This window comes from Vallitalea sediminicola (genome assembly GCF_054408565.1).
On record NZ_BTPT01000038.1, the window covers coordinates 19,437 to 42,318 of the forward strand.

20 protein-coding genes and 1 other annotated feature are annotated in these 22,882 nt (G+C 30.3%); of the genes, 3 read left to right on the top strand and 17 right to left on the bottom strand.

Features of this window, described 5'->3' with window-relative positions:
• Nucleotides 1-60 precede the first annotated feature (60 nt).
• The gene (gene metG, locus ACX6CF_RS16690; protein ID WP_458786489.1) at nucleotides 61-1,683 is read right to left on the bottom strand and encodes a methionine--tRNA ligase; all 1,623 of its coding nucleotides are present in this window, start codon (nucleotides 1,681-1,683) and stop codon (nucleotides 61-63) included.
• A 146-nt stretch (nucleotides 1,684-1,829) separates the two neighbouring features.
• Nucleotides 1,830-2,092: a binding site (T-box leader), on the bottom strand.
• Nucleotides 2,093-2,327: 235 nt separating this feature from the next.
• On the opposite strand from metG, the gene ACX6CF_RS16695 reads away from it, so the two are divergent.
• Together ACX6CF_RS16695 and ACX6CF_RS16700 are read left to right on the top strand one after the other, a co-directional pair.
• A complete protein-coding gene (locus ACX6CF_RS16695) occupies nucleotides 2,328-3,494 on the top strand; it encodes an amidohydrolase family protein (protein WP_458786490.1) in 1,167 nt (388 codons plus the stop codon).
• Nucleotides 3,495-3,540: 46 nt separating this feature from the next.
• The gene (locus tag ACX6CF_RS16700) at nucleotides 3,541-3,816 is read left to right on the top strand and encodes a DUF503 domain-containing protein (protein WP_458786491.1); all 276 of its coding nucleotides are present in this window, start codon (nucleotides 3,541-3,543) and stop codon (nucleotides 3,814-3,816) included.
• Nucleotides 3,817-3,869: 53 nt separating this feature from the next.
• Here the strand turns inward: ACX6CF_RS16700 and ACX6CF_RS16705 are convergent, their stop codons facing one another.
• From ACX6CF_RS16705 to ptsP, 12 genes are all read right to left on the bottom strand, one after another.
• The gene (locus ACX6CF_RS16705; protein WP_458786492.1) at nucleotides 3,870-4,661 is read right to left on the bottom strand and encodes an HAD-IIA family hydrolase; all 792 of its coding nucleotides are present in this window, start codon (nucleotides 4,659-4,661) and stop codon (nucleotides 3,870-3,872) included.
• 144 nt (nucleotides 4,662-4,805) lie between these two features.
• Nucleotides 4,806-6,980: a beta-galactosidase gene (locus ACX6CF_RS16710; RefSeq protein ID WP_458786493.1), complete on the bottom strand. Its 2,175-nt coding sequence runs from the start codon at nucleotides 6,978-6,980 to the stop codon at nucleotides 4,806-4,808.
• Nucleotides 6,981-6,992: 12 nt separating this feature from the next.
• Nucleotides 6,993-8,330: an L-fucose/L-arabinose isomerase family protein gene (locus ACX6CF_RS16715; RefSeq protein WP_458786494.1), complete on the bottom strand. Its 1,338-nt coding sequence runs from the start codon at nucleotides 8,328-8,330 to the stop codon at nucleotides 6,993-6,995.
• A gap of 2 nt (nucleotides 8,331-8,332) precedes the next feature.
• Complete coding sequence (locus ACX6CF_RS16720; RefSeq protein ID WP_458786495.1) at nucleotides 8,333-9,184, bottom strand: class II fructose-bisphosphate aldolase; 852 nt, start codon at nucleotides 9,182-9,184, stop codon at nucleotides 8,333-8,335.
• Between the two features lie 12 nt (nucleotides 9,185-9,196).
• Entirely contained in the window at nucleotides 9,197-10,195 is a 999-nt protein-coding gene (locus tag ACX6CF_RS16725; protein ID WP_458786496.1) for a dihydroxyacetone kinase subunit DhaK, read from the bottom strand.
• Between the two features lie 13 nt (nucleotides 10,196-10,208).
• Complete coding sequence (gene dhaL / locus ACX6CF_RS16730) at nucleotides 10,209-10,844, bottom strand: dihydroxyacetone kinase subunit DhaL (RefSeq protein WP_458786497.1); 636 nt, start codon at nucleotides 10,842-10,844, stop codon at nucleotides 10,209-10,211.
• A 12-nt stretch (nucleotides 10,845-10,856) separates the two neighbouring features.
• On the bottom strand, nucleotides 10,857-11,699 hold the full coding sequence (locus ACX6CF_RS16735; protein WP_458786498.1) for a sugar phosphate isomerase/epimerase family protein: 843 nt from the start codon (nucleotides 11,697-11,699) through the stop codon (nucleotides 10,857-10,859).
• Between the two features lie 142 nt (nucleotides 11,700-11,841).
• Nucleotides 11,842-13,149 carry a PTS ascorbate transporter subunit IIC gene (locus ACX6CF_RS16740; RefSeq protein ID WP_458786499.1) on the bottom strand — a complete coding sequence of 436 codons (1,308 nt, stop codon included), beginning with the start codon at nucleotides 13,147-13,149 and terminating at the stop codon, nucleotides 11,842-11,844.
• A gap of 154 nt (nucleotides 13,150-13,303) precedes the next feature.
• The gene (locus ACX6CF_RS16745; protein WP_458786500.1) at nucleotides 13,304-13,591 is read right to left on the bottom strand and encodes a PTS sugar transporter subunit IIB; all 288 of its coding nucleotides are present in this window, start codon (nucleotides 13,589-13,591) and stop codon (nucleotides 13,304-13,306) included.
• Nucleotides 13,592-13,633: 42 nt separating this feature from the next.
• Nucleotides 13,634-15,664 (bottom strand): BglG family transcription antiterminator, encoded by a 2,031-nt coding sequence (locus tag ACX6CF_RS16750; RefSeq protein WP_458786501.1) that lies wholly within the window; start codon nucleotides 15,662-15,664, stop codon nucleotides 13,634-13,636.
• Between the two features lie 43 nt (nucleotides 15,665-15,707).
• A complete protein-coding gene (locus tag ACX6CF_RS16755) occupies nucleotides 15,708-15,977 on the bottom strand; it encodes an HPr family phosphocarrier protein (protein ID WP_458786502.1) in 270 nt (89 codons plus the stop codon).
• A 30-nt stretch (nucleotides 15,978-16,007) separates the two neighbouring features.
• Complete coding sequence (gene ptsP, locus ACX6CF_RS16760; protein ID WP_458786503.1) at nucleotides 16,008-17,717, bottom strand: phosphoenolpyruvate--protein phosphotransferase; 1,710 nt, start codon at nucleotides 17,715-17,717, stop codon at nucleotides 16,008-16,010.
• A gap of 417 nt (nucleotides 17,718-18,134) precedes the next feature.
• Here ptsP and trhA point away from each other — a divergent pair, with 417 nt between their 5' ends.
• Nucleotides 18,135-18,791: a PAQR family membrane homeostasis protein TrhA gene (gene trhA / locus ACX6CF_RS16765; protein WP_458786504.1), complete on the top strand. Its 657-nt coding sequence runs from the start codon at nucleotides 18,135-18,137 to the stop codon at nucleotides 18,789-18,791.
• Nucleotides 18,792-18,809: 18 nt separating this feature from the next.
• On the opposite strand, the gene ACX6CF_RS16770 is transcribed toward trhA, so the two are convergent.
• From ACX6CF_RS16770 to ACX6CF_RS16785, 4 genes are all read right to left on the bottom strand, one after another.
• Nucleotides 18,810-19,409 (bottom strand): thermonuclease family protein, encoded by a 600-nt coding sequence (locus ACX6CF_RS16770; RefSeq protein WP_458786505.1) that lies wholly within the window; start codon nucleotides 19,407-19,409, stop codon nucleotides 18,810-18,812.
• A 43-nt stretch (nucleotides 19,410-19,452) separates the two neighbouring features.
• Nucleotides 19,453-20,214 (bottom strand): SDR family NAD(P)-dependent oxidoreductase, encoded by a 762-nt coding sequence (locus tag ACX6CF_RS16775; RefSeq protein WP_458786506.1) that lies wholly within the window; start codon nucleotides 20,212-20,214, stop codon nucleotides 19,453-19,455.
• A gap of 17 nt (nucleotides 20,215-20,231) precedes the next feature.
• The gene (locus ACX6CF_RS16780) at nucleotides 20,232-22,148 is read right to left on the bottom strand and encodes a YgiQ family radical SAM protein (protein WP_458786507.1); all 1,917 of its coding nucleotides are present in this window, start codon (nucleotides 22,146-22,148) and stop codon (nucleotides 20,232-20,234) included.
• Nucleotides 22,149-22,150: 2 nt separating this feature from the next.
• Nucleotides 22,151-22,882: sensor histidine kinase (locus ACX6CF_RS16785; RefSeq protein ID WP_458786508.1), on the bottom strand; the 732-nt coding region annotated here is incomplete at its 5' end.

Genomic DNA, 22,882 nt, shown 5'->3' on the forward strand with positions numbered 1-22,882 from the left:
ATACCTATATTATTTTGTATTTAAATGCATTCAGAGATATAGTATTAAAACTATTGATAATTAGTTGATATTTAACTTTTCAAGTTCTTCATCTATAATTTTTTTATCTATTCTTTCAAATAACTTATCAATACTATTAATGCTTTTTCCACTTTCAATCAATTTTAATTCCCATCTGTCATCGATTCCCAGCCATTTTATAACCTTATTAGATGAAAAAGGTATAAATGGTTCTAACAATACTGCTGTATTAGCTATAATCTGAATACAGTTATATATAGTATTTTCACACTCTTTTATATCTGTTGTTCTAGTTTCCCAAGGTTTATTTGTATCAAAATATTTATTGGCACTTCTAAGTAGATTGAATATTTCTTCTAACCCTGCTCTCAGATTTCCTATCTCTATGTTTTCCCCAGTAGTCTTATATATATTCTTTAACTGTACCTCTATATTCTCATCAAAACTACCATTAGGTATTTCATTATTAAAATATTTCTCTATAAAAACAATTGTACGATTAATGAAATTACCATAAGTACCTAATAGTTCTCCATTATGCCGATTAATCAACTCCCTGAAGGAAAAATCTGTATCCCTTTTTTCCGGACCATTAGCAATAAGAAAATATCTTATAGTATCTGGATCATAACGATTAACGATGTCTTTTATCCAAACAGCATAATCTTTACTTGTTGATATTTTTTTATGTTCTAGTGTTAAGTATTCACTTGAAATAATTCTATCTGGAAGATGATAATTTTCTCCATTAGCTAATAACAATGATGGAAGTATTATAGTATGAAATGGTATATTATCTTTACCGTGTACGTAATAATGCAGAGCTTTTTCATCTTTCCAAAAATCGTTAAAATCTTTATTGGATTGTATCGCTACCTTGCTAGAAGATAAATAACCAAGTACATTCTCAGCCCATATATATATTTTCTTGTCACTGTATCCTTCTCTTGGAACTTCAACACCCCAGCTTAAATCACGTGTCAAAGCTTTATCTCTAAGACCTTCATCTAAATAACGATTAGTAAAATCTATTGCGTTTTTCCTCCAATATTTAGACTCATTAACTAGTTTTCTTAAGTCGGATTCAAAATCTGATAATTTCAAATACAGATGTGTGGATTCTCTGAAACCAATTTTTTTACCACATACTGCACAAGTACCATTAATTAATATCTCTGGTTCAAGTACTCTTCCACAAGCATCACATTGGTCACCTCTTGTTATCTCTCCACATTCAGGACAACTACCTTCAACGAATCTATCTGGTAGATATTCTTCACAATTAACACAGTATGCTTGTTGTACTCTCTTTTCAATAATGCTTGAACTCTTATATAATTTGCTATGAAAATCCTTAATAAATTCATTGTGTTCATCACTCGTGGTTTTACCATAATAATCATATGAGAATCCAAGAGCATTAAAGCAATCCACAAATTCGCTATGATAAAATTCAGCTATTTCTAGTGGAGATTTACCTTCTTTCTTTGCTTTGATTGTAATTGGAGTTCCATAACAATCACTACCCGAAACATAACATACCTTATCACCTTTTTGTCTATAATATCTAGCAATGACATCACCTGATATAAGTGAAGCCACATGCCCTATGTGTAACGAACCATTTGCATAAACCCATGCACCACTAATTATTACATTCATCTTATTACCTCTTTCTATTTTAATATTGTTAACTATTAACTTATTAACAAAAAACGACTATCTCTACTTGTAATGGTATAGAACAGTTAACTGTTAATCTGTATTAGGGTAAATAAAAAAGCGCTCACCTCCCGGAAATATTTATTTCCGGGGACGAATGCTTAAAATGCATAATCGTGGTACCACCCCAGTTTATCTGTATTTCACAATACAGATCTCATCAAGTACGCTTAGGAAATGACCTAAGTTATACTTTATCGCTATAACGGGCGATCCCGTCGCAGCCTAAACTACTGTATCGGTGCGCAACTCCAAGACCATGTTCAGTATATTCATAAATGCCCATTCTCAGCTACATGGGTTCTCTGTAAAATAATCCATTACCTACTCTTCTTTTCTATGTCTTTCAGGGTATTAAGTTATACTATATTATATTATTATTTTAATAAATGTCAATAGAAAACTCTTAATTTTAAAATATAATTTTTATTATACTTTGATAATATATCCAGTATATGATATTATATTATTACAATAAATATATAGTTATATAACTACTTAATTTATAAACTTATATAAAAACAATATATCTACTTTCAATTTAATAAAGACATAATTCTTATAAATTTATTGGAGGGGATTAAGTGAAAAGAGTTTTATCATTAGTTATATTTTTATTATTTCTACTTGTGGGTTGTACTAAAAGTGAAAAAACAGTTTTTGATTTAGGAATTACTAATTGTTCCATTTTGGACGTAAACAGTGGCACTATTCAAGAAAACGGTACTATTGTTATTAATAACAATAAAATAATCGACGTAGTATTTGATAATAGTAAGAAGTACCTCTTCAAAGAAACATTAGACATTAATAACCAATATATTTTACCTGGTTTTATCAATACTCATGTTCATTTATGTAGTAGTGATGATTATATTCAGTTACAAAAATGGGTAAAATATGGTGTAACAGCTGTTAGAACTTTAAATGATTTTGATAATTGTACTCTAACAAATGTGAAATCAGAATTGAATAGTGACAATAATAATTGTACTCTTCTTACCTCTACTCCAATAATAACAAAACCAAATGGATATGGGCACTATTTTATTGATTCAATTACCGAAGCTATTGAATCTGTTGAACATCACGTACCTTTGGGTGTTGATGTAATCAAAATAAGTATAGAAGACTATATTAACCGTAAAACATACAATATGCTAGAATTGGATGAAATCAAAGCTATTACAAAAACAGCTCATGCAAATAATTTGAAAGTTACTGCCCACGTAACCAACTCTTACAATATACCCCTAGTATTAGATGGAAATGTAGATGAAATAGCTCATATGATTATAGGAAATGTAAGTGATGATGATATAAAAGCACTTATTGATAAAGGAGTCACTTGGATACCAACTATGGAACTATGGAAAGGTGTCAGTAATAAATATACCCTTGATTGTTATGATATAGCTATAGATAATCTTAGAAGATTCTATAATGCTGGTGGAACTGTAGTATTTGGAACAGATTATGATGGATTTGATATTAATTTTGATGATAAATTCCCTATAACAGAGGTAATTTCATACAAAGAAGCAGGTATGTCAAATATTGATATTATTAGGTCTGCTACAATCAATGCAGCAAAATCATGTAATATTGAAAAAAAATTAGGTTCAATAGATCAAGGTAAAATAGCTGATCTGATAATTTGCAAAGAAAATCCCTTAGAAAACATAGAAGGATTAACTGATTTAAGCTATGTAATCCATAATGGTCAGATAATTTCACATCTAAATAATTAAAAGACATACAAAATCAAATCAAGCGAAAATGTTAAAGGTGAGATTAATGAATGTAAAAACAGTAACTATAACTATAATAATATTTGATTCATATTCATTAAAGGACAAGCGTAGCGTAATAAAAAGTATTATTCATAAAACTCATAATAAATTTAATGTGAGTATCGCTGAAGTAGCAGATAATGATATATTAAATAAAAGTATACTAGGATTGTCAATAGTTAGCAATAATAATCAAACCAATGAACAAATCTATTATAATGTTGTAGATTTTATCGAGAATAATTATCCTGTTGAGATTATTGAGATAACATATTACTAACTAATGTAAAGGTGGCAATATATAATTATGCCACCTACTATTTATTATTTTTTTTACAAGTCTTCCCCTAATTCTTTTAAAGAAGGATACACAAAATCAGCAATAATATCTGATTTTTCATATTCCCTAATAGTTGTTTCTCCAGACAAAACTACCGCTGTAGCAATATCAGCATTAATTCCTGTTTTTATATCAGTATATAATCTGTCACCAACCATAGCTATTTCTTCTCTATTGTAACCATATTTATCACAGATAACATTAATGATATCAGCATTTGGTTTTCCAATTACGTGTGGTCTTTTACCAGTTGAAGCGGCAATAAAATCTATCATTGCACCTGCATCTGGCATAAATTTTCCTCCCGCAAGAGGACAATTATAATCAGGATGCGTAGCAATATATGTTACTCCATCTCTTATATAATCACATGCTATCCATAATTTTTCGTATGTAAGGGTAGTATCAAACCCTAACACAACATAATCTGGAGATTCATTTATTCCTTTTACCAGCTTAAACCCTGCATTAATGAATTCTTCTTCTAAAAGAGGCGTACCAAGCAAAAATACAGTAGCTTCAGGTTTTTCATTCTGTAAATAAATTGTTGTAGCTTCTCCAGAGGTAAATACTTTATCAGGTTCCACGTCACAACCTAATCTCTTTAATTTTTCTACATATGCCATTCTATTCTTAGATGAATTATTAGTTAAAAAAAGAAATTCTTTATCCTGTTTCTCAAGAATCTTCAAGAAATCCATAGAACCATCTATAAGTTCATCCCCTAGATAGAAAGTACCATCCATATCTAACAAAAAGCATTTTATTTTATGTAAATCTCTCATTTACAATCACCATCCTTCTAAATTTTTTATACCATATAGACGTTTCTTGAACCAAATGATTATAGCAAGGAAACGTCCAAGTATCATAAACTAAATGCAATTTATGAAAACCTAAACGTCCCCATGACATTTGATACAAGATAATCAGAATAATTTTATTATCTTAACTTGATCTTTTAATATTTTTGTTTCAATTAATATACTATCATTTTCATTTTGCACATCAATGGTTTCTTCAGTCATTATATCAATTGCTCTATGATATTGTCTATCAGTTTTCATAGCAATTCTAACATATTTTTTGCCATTAATAAAGAATCCAGAATGTTTTTTGTTGACATAGTTTGTAATAATTAAATATTCTTCTCTATCATTTTCTAAATAGTGTACATCAATTTCTTTAACACTTCTATTAGTGTAATCTACACTAATCTTAGGACCTAATCCTTTTGGTAATAGAATATCATCTATAATATCCCATAATAGATATGATTTCTCTTCTAAATAAGCCACATCTGGATGAGTAGCAAAATATACTGCTTGACCTTTTCCATAATTATTAATTGTCACTGCTGGTTTATCATCATTGAATCTTGCCAGTATATCCACATTTTTATCATTTATCTGTAAAATTTCCTTGTGCCAATATCCAGTATAGTTTTTCATATCATAGGACACATTAGGATTGATTCCTGCTTCTATTTCTATTGCTTCAACACCAAATACATCATTTAAGTTATAGCAAGGTATTTTATGATTGTACCATCCATACTGACCTAACATTCCACATCTAGCTGTTCCTATTAGTGTACCACCTTGATTAACATACATATCCAATCCCTCAGCTAATTTATCATCTACAACAGACATGAAAGGCATATATAGAACAGGATACTTATCAGCATAGCCATTTTTTACCAAATCTTCATTAACAAATTCTATATTGTAACCTTTTTCCCAGAAGGTTGTATATGCACCTCTTAAAGCTTTTATTAAGAAATCCTCTTGTCCCATACCATTTAGGACAATAGCATTTTCTTTTGAGATTAATATCGCTATTTCGCCCTTATTATTACTAGATTTCACAAAAGATTTTCCATATTCATTAAGAACATTACCTATCTTTTTGGCTGCAACTGTTCTTTCTGTTTTGCCACCATCCAAATCAACGATAGCTCCCCAATGTAGCGGTTGGAAATCCCATTCCCGCCATCCTTGATATAATGTCAACTTAGCATCATGTCCTACTGCTTCAAATACATTTCTTATTAAATCAAAACCTTTTACATTTCTACTTGGTCCTAAAACCCAGCCATTGATAGGACCGCTTTCAGTCTCTAACAACCAGTAATCTTTTCCTAATGGTTTTGATGTACTTTTTGCCATATCCAAGAACATGGATGAAAATTCAGGTTTCTTCTCTAGTTTATTCCCACTACCAGGGTATAAATCATATCCAACTATATCTACAACTTTTGCCATTTCAAATTGATCAAGAGCTGTTAAGACACCTAGAGGATCTTGAGATTTCAAGAAGAAAATATTTGTAGTAGTCAGATGCTTAGTATCGTATTGTTTTATGATATCATTCTGCCAACTAATGAATTTCACAAAATTATCCATCCAGAATAAACGAAAATCCAACCATCTAGTAACACTTGACCAACTAGTTGGTTTTGTTTTTGGAGGTTCAACTTGTTCCCATGAAGTATGGCAAGTATTGGTTGCTCCCCATCTATATGCATAATTCAATTTCTCTAAGGTTTTATATTTGTTTTCTATCCATTTCCTAAAATTCTTCTTAGTATGATTACAATAGCAATATATATCTATATCTCCCTCTTTTAACGGCATAAAAGGGAAACTTACTTCATTATGAATCTGATAAGCATATAATGCATCATGATCTTTATATCTATTGATTAATACAGTTAAATATCTATCTACTTCACTTATATATCCAGGATTATCTATACATGCCCAAGTATAAGACACGTTATTAGGATATTGCTCTCCATGATTATTAAGTATATTTACATCTGGATATAATTCATGTAACCAATAGGGTGGTGATGCTGTTCCTGTTCCAAGCAGAATCTTTATATCATACTTAAGGCATAAGTCAAAAAATTCGTCTAAAAACTCAAAGTTGAATTTACCCTTCTCAGGTTCTATTCTATCCCATGTATTAAAAAGTTCAGCAGTTCGTATCATATTGATACCAGAATCTTTCATTAACTTAAGATCCCTGTCCCAATCTTCTTTATCATGCATTAACGGATAATACCCAGCTGCATAAATAAAGTCATCTCTATCCATATTAATGCCCTCCTAGCAATCTATTACTTCTATTCCCATCCATTTACAAGTTTCTATTAATATATCTTTTATTTCACTATAAACAATAGCATAATGATGTTCAATTCCATTAGTCATTATTGTATCTAATACTTTACTTATAGGTGCATCAAATCTTATATCTGCTTGATTAGCCACTAATTCCCTATCTTCTTCAATTCCTTCACCTGTAGCCATGAACATCTTGTATTTATTTTTAGCTTCTTTTAATTTCATCATTGTAAGTTTTCCAAGTTTCATCTTGAACTGAACTGCGAATCCCATTCCTTGTTTGATAGTTGGATGTTCCAAGTACTCGGTTGTTTCTTTATCTCTTGCTAAAGATAATGGAGCTGGTCCACAGTGCCAAGCTTTTGCAACACCTTTTTCATTTATATTAACTAGATCAGCGAAAAAGCATGGGGCTTTTGTAATAAGATTTTGTATATACATTGTTGCAAGCCCTGTTATATCACCTTCACATGAAGTAGCTACTCCAATATTATTAAGTCTTGAAACAACACCACAAACACTACAACCCATTAATTCTTGAAATTCAGGCCAGCATTTAATAGTAAAACCATCTATATTATTTTTTTCTTTGTAATCTTGTATCGCTAGATATATTCTTGCTGATTTTTCTAGCATTTCATTAGTTGTAGTAACTTTGGCAGGTTCTCCTACCATTACTTCTATTTCTTTTTCAACTCGTTTGGATGAGATGTTTTTTACATCCTGTATTAATGATGCTAGAGAATAATATACGATCTCAGGACCTATCTCATGACGAAACCTTACTTCATCAACATTGGATAAATAAAATCCTGGTACTCTTCCTCCAATAATACAGAATTTACTTTCTTTCATCTTCATCTTTATTTCAATAGCTCTAATTGTATTTATTACTTTGTTATAAGTAGCCTCATCTTCTACGTTTCCATAAACATAACTATATTTCTTGTCTACTTTTTCTAAAAAACTGCCATACATATTAAGCCCACACAAAGAATTAAGTGGAAGTCCGTAAAATCCTTCTATAACAGGTTCAGGGAATCCCCACATCAATAGTGGTGTATGTTCAAATAATTCAACTATCTTCATCATGCAGCTACCATAAGAATATGTACCGCATTGTAAAATCAATAAATCTATATTCTTTTGTTTTAGATTAGATAATTCGCTGTAGATTTCTTGTTCATCAATAAGTGTCTTACCACAACATAAGATTTCGTAATTGCTGTTATCCAGTTTTTCTAGAGATTTCTGTAAATATTCATTAGCAATATCATATCTAAAATTAGGGAATCCTACTGAAATCAAACCAATTCTCATATCTATTCCTCCTCTACATTTTTGCAAATACGGAGTTTCTTTTCAATCTCTCTCATCATACATTGTCTTGCTTGTTCTTGAGCATTCATCATATATATGTTTTTATTATTTGTATAAGCATCTACAAAACCTTTAACAAAAGCTCTATCTACTTCTGTAAATATATTAACTTTCCTAATTCCTCTTGAAATTGCCTTTTTTATATCAGCATCAGGTATTCCTGTACCACCATGGAGAACCAAAGGTATACCTGCTTTTTCATATATTGCACTTAATCTATCAAAATCTAGTTTTGGTTTGGATTTATATTGTCCATGAGCATTTCCTATAGCTACAGCCAGACAATCCACACCAGTCCTGCTTACAAATATTTCTACTTCGTCAGGGTCAGTCATGTAACCTTCTTCACTACTATCAGAAGCCTCTACACCACCAACTTTTCCTAATTCTGCTTCTACTGTAACATTTTTTCCCTTAGCATAATTAACAACTTTTAATGTGTTTTCTATATTAGTATCAAAGTCAACTATTGAACCATCGTACATTACCGAGGTAAAACCAGCATCAATAGCCTTATAACAATCTTCAACTTCAACAGCATGATCCACATGTATGGAACCCTTTATGTCATAATCTCTACCAAAAAGTTTTATCATTTCCACTATCTTAGCATAAGTTATTTTCTGTGCTTGAATCTGCATTGGTGATATCTGTAAGATAATAGATGATTCCATTTTCTGTGCTGTTTCTAATAACCCAGTTATTGTTTCCATATTACTAACGTTTATCGCTGCAACAGCTGAGTTATTAGCCTTAGCTTCCAATAAAAGCTCTTTCATAGGTAATAACTGCATATGAATCCTCCTTTATATATGAAAACCAGGTGCATCAGTTGTTTTTGACCACTGTTTCTTCATTTCTTCATCAAGTTTACAAAAAGCTAATGCTATTCCACCCATCTCTTGAGTAGTAATATAATTGCCAATAGCAGGTTTATAAGTTTTTATTCCAGATTTAGATAATATTTTCTCTACTTCATTATAGAATATTAATAATTCCATGTAAGTAGTTTGTCCACATCCATTGACTAATACAGCTACTTCATCACCTTTTTCATAAGGTTTATCTTCAATTAATTTTTTACACATAACTTTTGCAATCTCTTCTGCTGTACCTATCTTCATAGTATGTGCTGCTGCTTCTCCATGAACGCCCATACCTATTTCTATTTCATCATCAGCTATTTCAAACATCTTATATCCAGTAACAGGTGATGTTCCAGGTACAGTTGCTACTGTTAATGTTCTAGTATTATCTCTTACCATTTCTGCCATTTTTGCTACTTCTTCCAGCTCATGACCATCTGCAGCATAAGAGCTGGTAATTTTATAGTTGAATAGTGTTCCTGCTGTGCCTCTTCTTTCAGTTTCTTCTTCTTTTGGAGCAGAAGCTATATCATCATATAATATTACACCTTTGCATAATATATCATCGTCCTCTGCCATATCTATAGCCATTTTTGAATTGATAACATCACCAGCATGGTTAGATATCAAAACACATACTCCCTTACCATTCTCTGATGCTTCTATAGCATCATATAATGTATCGGGACTTGGAGCAGCAAATACTCCACCATATGCATTAGCTGTCAACATGTTTTCTCCAACAAATCCTATACAAGCTGGTTCATGCCCTGAACCATTACCAATGATGACACTTACTTTATCCTTTTCAATCTTTTTTCTTATTACGACATTACTATTAGGTAATTTTTCGATCTTATCTTCATAGGCTTTTACAAAACCCTCAATTGTATCACTAACAATATTATCTGGATTATTAATAATCTTTTTAACTATCATAATATCCCTCCTACTATTTCATATCTTTCAAATATTCATATATCGTTTTAATTAGATAACTAAAAGATGTAGCACCTGCATCTTGATGACCAATAGCTTTTTCTTGTAGATACCTAGAACGTCCTCTTCTTGCAATCAAAGGAATTGTATTATTAACCCCTTCTTTTGCTGCACTGACAGCTATTTCAAAACCATCTACTAAATTTTTCCCTTCGTTCTTAGCTTTTCCAAGTGCTTCTACCGTAGGATGTATGGAATCTATCATTGTCTTATCTCCTACTTTAGCACCACCTAACTCCATAACCTTTAACATACCATTATTGAATCCTTCTGAGAATTCACCTAATGAAACTGTTTCTTTACCTTTACAAGCTTTTGATATCTCAAGAAATATACTTCCATATAGAGGTCCCATTGCTCCACCTAATGTAGATATCAACGTACGACCATATGTTTTAAAATACTCTCTACAAGACCCTTCCTCTAAAGCTAAAACTTTTTCCTTAGCTGCTTTAGCACCTCGAGCCATAGTAACTCCATGGTCACCATCACCAATAATTGCATCTAACTTAGATAATTCATCTTGTTTTTCAATAAACATATCTGCTATTTTTATCAACAATTCTTGTATTTGCTTTGAATTCAACATATTACTCCTCCTTTATATTTCAAATAACTGTCTCATGAATTTTATCCCTTTTTCAGCAACAATAATGCCACTTTCATCTATATTACGCCATATGAAGACGTCATTTCCAACTCCACAGTTAGGCACAACAAAATTTTCTAATGTAATCCATCTATTATATTTAATTGACTCTATTCCTTCTTTTACTTGTTGCCAATTTATCAGTCCTGTACCCGGTGCGCCTCTATCGTTCTCACAGAAATGAATATGATATATATTCTTTCCGCCCTTGATTAAAGCATTCTTCATAGATTTTTCTTCAATGTTAGCATGAAAAGTATCAAAATGAAGTTTAACATTCTCGTTATCTATTTCATTTATGAATGCTAATCCGTCTTCAACTGAATTGATTACATATGTTTCATATCTATTAATCATCTCAAGAGCTAGTACAACACCCTTTTCTTTTGCATAATCACCAATTCTTGATAAATTTTCTATACTTCTTTTAATATTATCTTTTCCTACTTCTCTACTCATACAAGTACCCCAAGGCGCATACAAAACACCTCCAAGGCAATCTGTCTCCAATTCACTACATATATCTAAACATTTTTTTAAATGATTGATTCCGTTTTCATTAATCACACTATCTTCTGCAGAAATATCTCTCTGAGGATTCATACCCGTTCCACATGTACATTCTAAAGAATACTCGTTCAACAATTTTTTAGCTTTATCTACCTTAAAATTATCTGGATCCATCAGTGGAAATTCCACTCCATCATAACCATATTCTTTTACCTTTCTTATGTATCTAAAAATATCTTCATCCCATTCATTAGTAAAAGTAGATAAATGTATACCTAATTTCATAATTTCACCAACTTTTTAAATTATTTAATTCAACTTATATATTTCATATTTTTAAAATGATACACATGATAGTACTCAAGTTATATTATCATGTGTATCAATCAATACAATATTACATACTACAAAATTTTTATGGATTTTATTAGAACAATTTACCTATCAACGAACCAATAACTGACCATAATGAGAAGTCATTACCACCAAATAACTGGTTGAATCCAGCTACTGTATTGAACACTACAGGAATGGAAACTGTTACTAACAATACCATCAAGACACCACTTACTATACTAGCTATGACTGCTCCTCTTCGTCCACCTGTTGCATTAGCAAAGATAGCACCTGGAGCTACATCAAAGAAACAAGCAACTGTCAATGGTATTACAGCATATGTTAATAATCCTGTTGATGCTAGTACGACTATCGTTAGTATACTTGTTGCCATACTTACAATAAATCCAATCAACAATGCATTTGGTGCAAATGGAAATACCATTGGAATATCAAGTGCTGGTATTGAGTTTGGAATAAGTTTATCAGAAATACCTTTAAATGCAGGAATGATTTCACCAAGCATTAATCTTACACCAGTTAAAAGTATTGTTAAACCTGCTCCAAATGTTAAACCTGCCATTAAACTAAATGTAAATAAATCGTATTGCATACCACCAATTGTATTAAGACTACCTATTGCACCACCGAATATACTAACTCTCGCATCTGGACCAATAATTAACCCGACTACAATATAAGTTGCAAATACTATTAATGATGTTGCAATTGTTGTATCTCTAAAAAATTCAAATGCTTTAGGGATTTTAAGATCTTCAGTAGATTTTTCTTTGTTTCCAACTAATTTACCAATACCTGCACCAAGTAAACAGTATAGTGAAGCACTATGTCCGATAGTGAAATCATCCGAACCTGTAACTTTTTTTACAAAAGGTCTTAATAATGCTGGAACAACAATGATATATAATGCTAAGAATAAAGTTGCAAATATTGTAAGTGCTGTACCAGTTAATCCTGCTTCAACACCAACAGCTACGAAGATATATGACATCCAGAAGAATATATGCCCTGTTAAGAAGATATTTTTTATTGGAGAGATTCTAGCTACTAATAAGTTAATTGCGAAGGCAAATACTATTACTAAACCTATAGTTGTACCATAGTCACCTAAGAAATTGAGCCAACCTTCTGGATTAAACTGATTACTTGCAGGTAGATCATACAATGTGGAAAATGCTCCTGAAAGTGGAGAAACAGCATCTCCAATAATGTTAACCCCTTTGAATAAAATAATTACTCCAATAATAGTTTTAAATGTTCCTTTTATTACTTCACCAAAACTTTTCCTTTGAAGTAATAAACCAATTAATGCTACTACACCTAAAAACAAAGATGGTTGCTTGAAAATGTTTGAAGTTAAATAATTAATAACTGACATTATGTAACTCCTCCTTTTATTATTATTTTATTTTAGAGACATATTACTTACTTAGTTATTTAGTAACTCCATTTATTAATTCTCTAACACAACATAAGTTAAGACTATACCGAAATATTGTGTTAAAGAATTAAACTATGGTTTTTAAACTAAATTACATTAGTCCTTTTATTACTGGCATTCCTTTTTCTTCAATTTCTTTATTACTCATAAAATTATCGATTTGAATAAGTGGAGCTTTTGATTTTCCTTGAAGTTGTGAATACAACTCTTTAGAAGTAAAAATAACATCTGCGTTGATTCCTGTAGCAGTAGTAATATCAGCATTAGTTACTTCAGCATCAATTCCATTTTGCTTAAGGACTTTTTCAATATTCATTTTAAGTATTAAGCTTGTACCAACTCCAAAACCACAAACTGCTAAAACTTTGATTCTTGCCATTAATTTCACCCCCTTGCATCGTATAACTTGATTTATATTATGTTATACTGTTTCTTCGTTTAATAATTTATCTAGTATAACTTCTTTATCATTGACATTCTTTAATAGTTCAATATTCTCTTCCACAGATAAGAATCTAGCTAAATCTTGTAATGCAACCATATGCTCATTACTATTAGGTGCTGCAAAAGCAAATACTATACTTACTGGATCGTTTTGTTCACTACCAAAATTGACTGGTTCTTTTAGAGTTATCATACTCATACAAGTAGATTTTACATTTTCATCTGGTCTTGCATGTGCAAAAGCTACACCTGGCATAATAACAATATATGGTCCCAAATCTTTTACTGCTTGAATCATATTATCAATATAGGCTTGTTCTACATTTCCTTGTTTTACAAGAGGTTCTCCAGCCTTCATAATAGCTTCTTCCCAATTATCTGCGGCAACTCCTAGTTCAACAACTTCTTCATTCAATACATCTTTTAACATGACAATCTTCCCTCCTAATACCCTGTCACTTATACTATACTTGTATATTTGCTTGAATTTATTTAATCTTATAATGAAATTTCTTATATCAAATATTTCATTATTTTCCAAGAATGGACTTACTTTAATGACATCAACATTACTCAATTTAAATTCATTAGTTGTAATTACGACATCAATTTTATTTTTGTATTTCTCATAATCATAGATTGAACAGGTTTCTATAATATTAAGTTCTGGTAATACCTTTTTTAGCTTAGTGGTTAACATACTAAGTATTGATACGCCTTCTGTACATATTACCAAGGCTGAAGCTGAAAATCCTTTATCTGATAATCTTTCATAGGCTGCCCTGATATGAAGAGTTATATAGCCAATTTCATCATCATTAATCTTAATATCATAAGCTTTTTCTAGATAATAAATGCTTTCTCTAGCTATTTGAAAAACCAAAGGATATTTTTCTTTTATTGAATCAATATATTTATTAACTATCTGTTTGTTATTCTTAAGCCTATTTAATGCAGATTTCAGATGAAGAGCTAACCCATTAATTAATTGAGTATCTGTATGAAAATCTACCTTTAGCTCTTTTTCAAAATATCTTATAATATGCTGTGTACAGTTAATGATTTCTTTATTGAATACTTGTGAGAAATTCATACTTTTTAAATCATTAATAGTATTATAGGATTTTGATTCTATAATATAAGCTGCTATTTCATCTACTTCTTCTTCAGTAAATACAGCATTATATATTTTCAGTTTATCAGCGATTATATTCGCTATTTTATATTCCTTAAGTTCTCTTATCTGTTTTCTTTGTTTTATGATTATATGATTATTTTTTATACGATTGATTGATATCGTAAGATAAAAAACTAATCTTGTAAGTGCTATATCTGTTAAATAAAAGCTATGGGTTTCTTCTATATCTTTCAATATATCAAATATTTGTTCTACTTCATCAATACTTAATATCCTATAATTGTTCTCCCATAAATTTATTAATTCTTTATAATTGGATTTGTTTTTAACAGTTAAGATAATATTATTAATACTTAAGGTTTCTAAAAATAGTTCTAATAAAAGACTTCTTTTGTCCACCTCATTACCAACAATTCTTATTCCTTTTCCATATACTTTTTCAGTTTGCAATTTGTTATCTTTTAAATATCTCTTCACATCTTTCAGTATCTTTATCACTGTATTCTTACTTAGATATAATCGGTTGCTGATGTCTTCAATTGTAAGCTCTTTTTCTGACATCAATAATTCTAAAACAATATATCTTACTCTTTCTCTTTCAGATAAAACCCTATTTTCAATGGATAAGAATTTTAATTTTTCCAACAAGAGCGTTTTATCAGTTATCACTTTTAACTCAATACCTTTATTAGGTATTTTTACTAGAGTTGCTTTGTTTTCATTTAACCAGTCATCGATTAGTTCTAAATCATATCTTATAGTTCTAATACTAACATCAAATTTAGATGCAATTGTTTTAACAGAAACATATTTATTTTTATTAATTAAATATGTAATAATTTCAATTTGACGTTTATTTAAATAATACATAGCTGATACCTCATATATCTTTTGTCAGTTAGAAGTTACTTTCCTATTCATCTTCACCGAATCTATTATCAACTAACTCTTTTAGCTTATCTACTGCATTTTTTTCATCTTCACCATTAGCTTCAATAGTAATCATTGTACCTTTTGTTGCTCCTAGAGTTAATAGTCCTAGAATACTTTTACCATCAACTTTTACAGTATCTTTGACTATTTTAATATCACTTTTGAATTTCTGAGCGGTTCTAATAAATGTATCAGCTGGTCTTGCATGTAATCCTGCTTCATTTAATAATTCTACAGTAACGCTTGTCATAATTATCCTCCATATCTCTTTTTATTATTTTCAAATAACTTCAATTTTACTAATAAATTTTTGAATTTGCTTCCCTTTTTTCATTTTTAATATTTGTGGTAACTCTTTTTTTATATCGTTAATACTTACTTTACTTATTAGATATCTTGCTTGTAACAAGGAACTTGCATTCATACTCAACTCATCTAATCCCATAGCCAATAGAATAGGTATTAATTCCGTATTGGAAGCTGCTTCTCCACACATTCCTACCCATATTCCTTCTTCATGAGCATTCTTGATTATAAGATTTATCAATCTTAAGACAGCAGGATTAAATTCATCGTATAGATTAGCTATCTTATCATTTCCTCTATCAACAGCTACTGTATATTGTATTAAATCATTACTACCGATAGAGAAAAAATCAACTTCTTTTGCAAAAACATCTGACATAATAGCCGCTGACGGTATTTCTATCATCATTCCAATTTCAATATTTTTGTTAAACAGTAATTTATTATTATTTAATTCTACCTTTATTTCTGCAAGTATTTTTTTTGCTTCTTGTATTTCATCCATATTGGATATCATAGGAAACATAATTTTAAGATTTCCATAATTACTTGCTCTAAGTAATGCTCTAAGTTGTGTTCTAAACATATCTTGTCTATCTAGACACATCCTGATAGCTCTATATCCAAGAAATGGATTCATTTCTGTAGGTAGATTGAGATACGGTACTTCCTTGTCACCACCTATATCGATAGTTCGTATTACAACTGGTTTATTTTTCATGTTCAAAATGACTTCTTTATAAGCTTGAAATTGCTCTTCCTCTGTTGGTAGTTTATCCCTATCCATAAATAAAAATTCAGTTCTAAATAATCCGATACCCTCTGCACCATTATCGAGAACACCTTTTATATCACTTGGCATACCTATATTTGCCACTAATTCAACATTAATTCCATCTTTTGAAATGGTTTTTTTGTCTTTATACTTTTTGTATACCAATAATTCTTTTTCATAATCACTTTTTTTATCTTCGTACTCTTGAATGATTTCATTATCTGGATTAACTATTACCTTACCGGTATTACCATCAATTATTAAAAAATCATCATCCTCTATATTTTGTAATAAATCATTTATTCCTGTGACAGCTGGTATTTCCAAAGTTCTTGCTAGAATAGCAGTGTGTGATGTTTTACCACCGAATTCAGTTATAAAACCACGAACCTTATCTTTATTGAAACTTGCTGTATCTGATGGTGTCAGATCCTTTGATACAATTATTACTTCTTCTGTCATAGATTCAAAATCGCATTGTTCTATACCTAAAAGATTATATATAACCCTGTCTGATACATCTTTTATGTCTGATGCTTTTTCTTTCATATATGCATCATCCATATTGTTGAAAATTGAAATAAAACCATCGGATACTTCTTTTATGGCTGCCTCAGAATTCATTAGACAATCTTTTATTTTATTAACAACTCCATCAGTAAATGTTATATCTTCAAGTATTAATTCATGTGCATCGAATATTCTAGCTTCTTTTTCTCCTATTTCAGCTAAAGTTTTGTTACGTACTTCTTTGATTTGTATCTTACTGCATTCTATAGCTTTGCGAAATCTATCTATCTCAGCATTAATATCTTGAATACTTTCTTTAATGATTTCTATATTATTTTCTTTTTTTACTTTGGCCTTCGCTAATACTATCCCTGGTGATATACCAATGCCGTTTAACATTTAATCACTCTCCCGTTATTTTGAACAATTTTTATATTATAATAATAGAACCATTATGATAATTATACAAGTGCAAATGCTTGCACCAATAGTTGCAAATAAAAATTATATAATTAGCTAACCTATTTTAGAAACAATCTAGATATATTAACAATAATAAATAAATGCTGGGTCTGTAGCAATTATTCAATTCAACTTATTTATTTGAAAAAATTACTAAAAATAGTCTTGAACTATATCCAAACATGTGATATCATATTTACATTGTTATATGTAGTTATTGATACTACATAATGCATTTTTTCAAACTATCTACTATAGCAATTTATTGCACATTATATACTCTATTTTTGACATATTACTTAATACTTATTATTAATATAATTGAAATGTTTTATTATGAAAGGAAGATTTTTTATGAAATTAAAAGTTAAAGACCCAATAAGCGCATTAACCCATTTCATCGGAGCAGTTATTTCTTTGATAGGTGTCATCTTATTAGTATGGAAATCTTATCATGTTGCAACAATATGGCATACTTTATCTTTTTCTCTTTTTGGAGTGAGCCTTGTGATGTTATATACAGCAAGTACTGTTTACCATATAATTGAAAAGCCTAAGGCATTAAGTGTTATATTACGAAGAATAGACCATATGATGATTTTTGTATTAATTGCAGGAACATATACACCAATCTGTTTAGTTCCTCTAAGAGATGGTTTTGGATTTACCTTGCTTACTATTGTATGGTGTACTGCAGTTGCAGGTGTCTTATTAAAAATATTTTGGATTAATTCACCAAGTTGGTTTTCCGCAGCTATTTATATAATTATGGGATGGTCCGCAGTCCTTGCCATGGGACAAATCAAAGAAACATTACCTCCTAATGGATTCATGTGGTTACTGATAGGCGGTATTATATACACTATCGGAGGTATTATATATGGACTCAAATGGCCCAATTTTAATTCTAAGAAATTCGGTTTTCACGAATTATTTCACCTTTTTGTATTAGGTGGAAGTGTTTGTCATTTTATATTGATGTACAATTATATAATGGTCACAAATTTATAGCTAGCCCTTGGGCTAGCTTCATTTTTTTGTTTTCCATAATCCAGTTTTATTATTTCTTGCCTTCTCTTCAATTTTCACAAAAGTTTTAGAATATTTAACATCCGGAGGATATGTCATAACATTAGCATATCCTTCTTTTAAAAGTATCGCATTAAACATTATATCTTCAAGTCTACTTTTATCTGGCTCCTCTAGCCATATGTACCGTAATAATCTACCATATTTATCAGTATCACTGACATCTTTTTCTAGATATACTTGTTTTCCATCTAGTTTTTCTTTAGTAAATTTACTTGCTTCTTTCCCATAAGGCTGAGGATTTTTTGAATAACGCCCTACAGATTCAGGTGTATTAACTCCTACAAATCTAACTTTCTTGTCTACTCCACCCATGGTAATAACAACAGTATCTCCATCAACAACCCTGCTAACTACTCCAACTTCATAATTAGTATCAATTGTTATACTATAAAATAAGCTTTTAACAGTTTGAAATAGATCTTTAGCCATATTCACATTTTTGTCATTAACATCTACTTTGAAACAAAATAGAAATGCTAATGCAAGAATAGTAGCCAATATTCCTTTGAATTTAATTTTTTTCTTTTTCTTTCGCATATAAATTTATCACTTCCATATTACAGTTGTATTTATTATTTAGTTATTTAATAAATCTCAGTATTAAGCTATGAGGTACAACCTTAGATAATATTTGCAAAGCTTTCATGCTTTTCCCTTGTATAGAAATATAATTACCTTTTCTTGAATCATATAAAGCTTTTCTTACAACGGATTCAGCTGGTTCAAAGAAAAACTTTTTAAAAGATTTGGGTTTTTCATTGTTTGATGCAACTCTAAAAAATTCTGTTTCAACAGGTCCAGGGCATACTGCAGTAACATAGATTCCTTTACTTTTTAGCTCTCTTTCAAGTGCTCTAGAAAAACTTAGTACATAAGATTTAGTAGCAGCATAAACTGCAAACTTAGGCTGTGGTAAAAAAGCGGCAGAAGAAGCTATTTGAATGATTCTAGATGATCTTTTCATATACTTAAGTGTTTCCTTCGTTACATAAGTCAAAGCTTTTATATTAACATCTATCATATTCATATCATCATTTGAATCAATTTCATCAAAACTACCAATTTTACCAAGTCCAGCATTATTAATAAGTAATCTGACATTGGGATTTTCTTCACGTAACATATTGCTATATTGTTTTAAACATTCTTTTTTGGATAAATCCATATCTAATATCTTAAATGTTTGTTTATGATATGTTTTTACTAACTTTTCTAATCTTTCTTTTCTCCTTGCTATTATCCATATTTCATCGAATTTATAACCTTTAGACAAACATATTTGTCTAACAAATTCTCTTCCGAACCCTGATGAAGCACCTGTTATGACAGCTATCTTTTTCATTTGATTAACCCCTTACATCATTTTTTCTTTTTTTTGTGCACATTACGAATGGTTTTTCTTTTTTTCTTTATCTTAGTATTATCAGATTTCTTATTAGTATTACCATAATTTTTTTTATTATTATAGTTACCACTACTACCTTTTGGTCTTATAAGACAATCCTTATCAAAACCAATTAAGTCTTCTCGGCCAGTTAAAATCAAAGCTTCGTGAACTAATCTATAATTATTGGGATTTCTGTATTGTATTAATGCCCTTTGCATTGCTTTTTCATGAGGAGATCTTGGTACAAATACTTTTTCCATTGTTCTTGGATCAAGCTCTGTATAATACATACAGGTAGATAATGTGGAAGGCGTAGGGTAAAAATCTTGTACTTGCTCAGGCATATATCCCAAATCCCTTAAATAAATTGCAAGATCAACTGCACAGTTAAGATCAGACCCTGGATGACTTGACATAAGATATGGAACTAAATATTGCTTCTTATTTAATTTTTTGTTTATATCATTATATTTCTTAACGAATTTATTGTATACATTTACCTGAGGTTTACCCATTTTCTGTAACACCTTATCAGATATATGTTCTGGTGCAACTTTTAATTGTCCAGATACATGATGCTCAACTAATTCTTTAAAAAACGTATCATCTTTATCTTTCAGAAGATAATCAAATCTTATACCTGAACGAACAAACACTTTCTTAACTTTTGGTAACTCTCTAAGTTTTCTAAGTAAGCTTAGATAATCTGAGTGATCTACTTTAAGGTTATTACATGGTTCTGGAAATAAACATTGTTTATCTTTACATGCACCATATTTCAATTGCTTCTCGCAAGCAGCATGACGAAAATTAGCAGTTGGACCACCTACGTCATGTATATAGCCTTTAAAATCTTTATCCCATGTAATATCTTCTGCTTCACTAATTATAGACTTATGACTTCTTGTCTGTACCACTCGTCCTTGATGGAATGTAAGAGCACAAAAACTACATCCTCCAAAACAGCCTCTATTGCTGATTAGACTGAATTTAACTTCTTTTATTGCAGGAATTCCTCCATCTTTTTCATATACCGGATGATATTCCCTCATATATGGTAATGCGTAAATACTATCCATCTCTGGTTGTTGAAGTGGTGTGGTTGGAGGATTTTGAATGATATACTCATTATTTTTGTATTGTTCAACCAATCTCTTTCCATTAAAAAAATCAGTATTGTTATATTGTGCCATAAAACTTTCAGCATATTTTTTCTTATCTTTAATAATATCTTGATATGATGGTAATTCAACATAATCATATACGCTATCAAGATTTTTTGATTTATATGCTGTTCCTTTTATATAGGTGATATCCTTAACATCAATACCGCTATCCAAAGCTTCTGCTAATTCTATTATTGATCTCTCACCCATGCCATATAGTAAAATATCAGCTTGGGAATCAAGTAATATTGACCGTTTAACTTTGTTGTTCCAATAGTCATAATGCGCTAATCTTCTTAAGCTAGCTTCTATTCCACCTAATATTATTGGAACATCTTTATAAACCCTTTTTATCAGATTAGAGTAAACAATCGTAGCTCTATCAGGTCTTTTTTCTATGATACCACCAGGTGTATAGGCATCCTTTTGTCTTCTTTTCTTTGCGACACTATAATGATTAACCATTGAATCAATATTACCGGCAGTTACCAAAAATCCTAATCTTGGTCTTCCAAAAACAGTAATATCGTCAGTAATATCCCATCTTGGTTGAGGGATTATTCCAACTTTATAACCATAAGCCTCCAAATATCTACTAATAATTGCTACTCCAAAAGATGGATGATCTACATATGCATCACCACTAATAAATGCAAAATCAACCTCTTCCCATCCTCTTTTTTCCATATCTGCTTTACTTATCGGTAAAAAATCTTTTGTCATTTTTATCTATCCTTTGCTATGCTATTATCTATTTTGTTGAGTGTTACAGTAAATAAGGTTTTATTATCTTTACTGCTAACACTAATATCACCATCATTTAATTCTACTATTGTTTTTGCTATAGCCAAACCTAATCCAGAGCTATCTGAATCATGTGCCCTTGATTGTTCAATCTTATAAAATCTATTAAAAATGAACTCCTGCTGGTATGCTGGTATTATATTATCATAATTAATAAAATGGACATATATTTTTTTACCCTTAGATTCAAGGTCAATATCAATATATTTACTATTTTCACCGCTGTAACGCACCGCATTAGAAATCAAATTTTCAAATACACGGAATAATAATTTACTATCTGCATATGCTTCATACTTCTCATTTTCAAAATGCAATCTACACTCTAAGTCTTCTTTCAAAAAAAACGGGTAATATTCTACTACTAATTGTTTTAATAATTCCTTTACATTAAGATTAACTTTTTCAACTTCAATACTTGATGAATTATATTTAGTATAATTAAATAGCTGTTCTATCATATTTTTTAATTGAATGGTCTTTTTAAAAGCTATATCAGTATAATATCTAAGTTCTACTTCATCTTTATAGTTATCCCTATTAATTAATTCAAGATAACCGTAAATAGAAGTCAATGGGGTTTTTAGATCATGGGATAAACCTGTAATCAAATAACTTTTACTTTCCGTCGCTTCTTGTTCCTCTCTAATCAG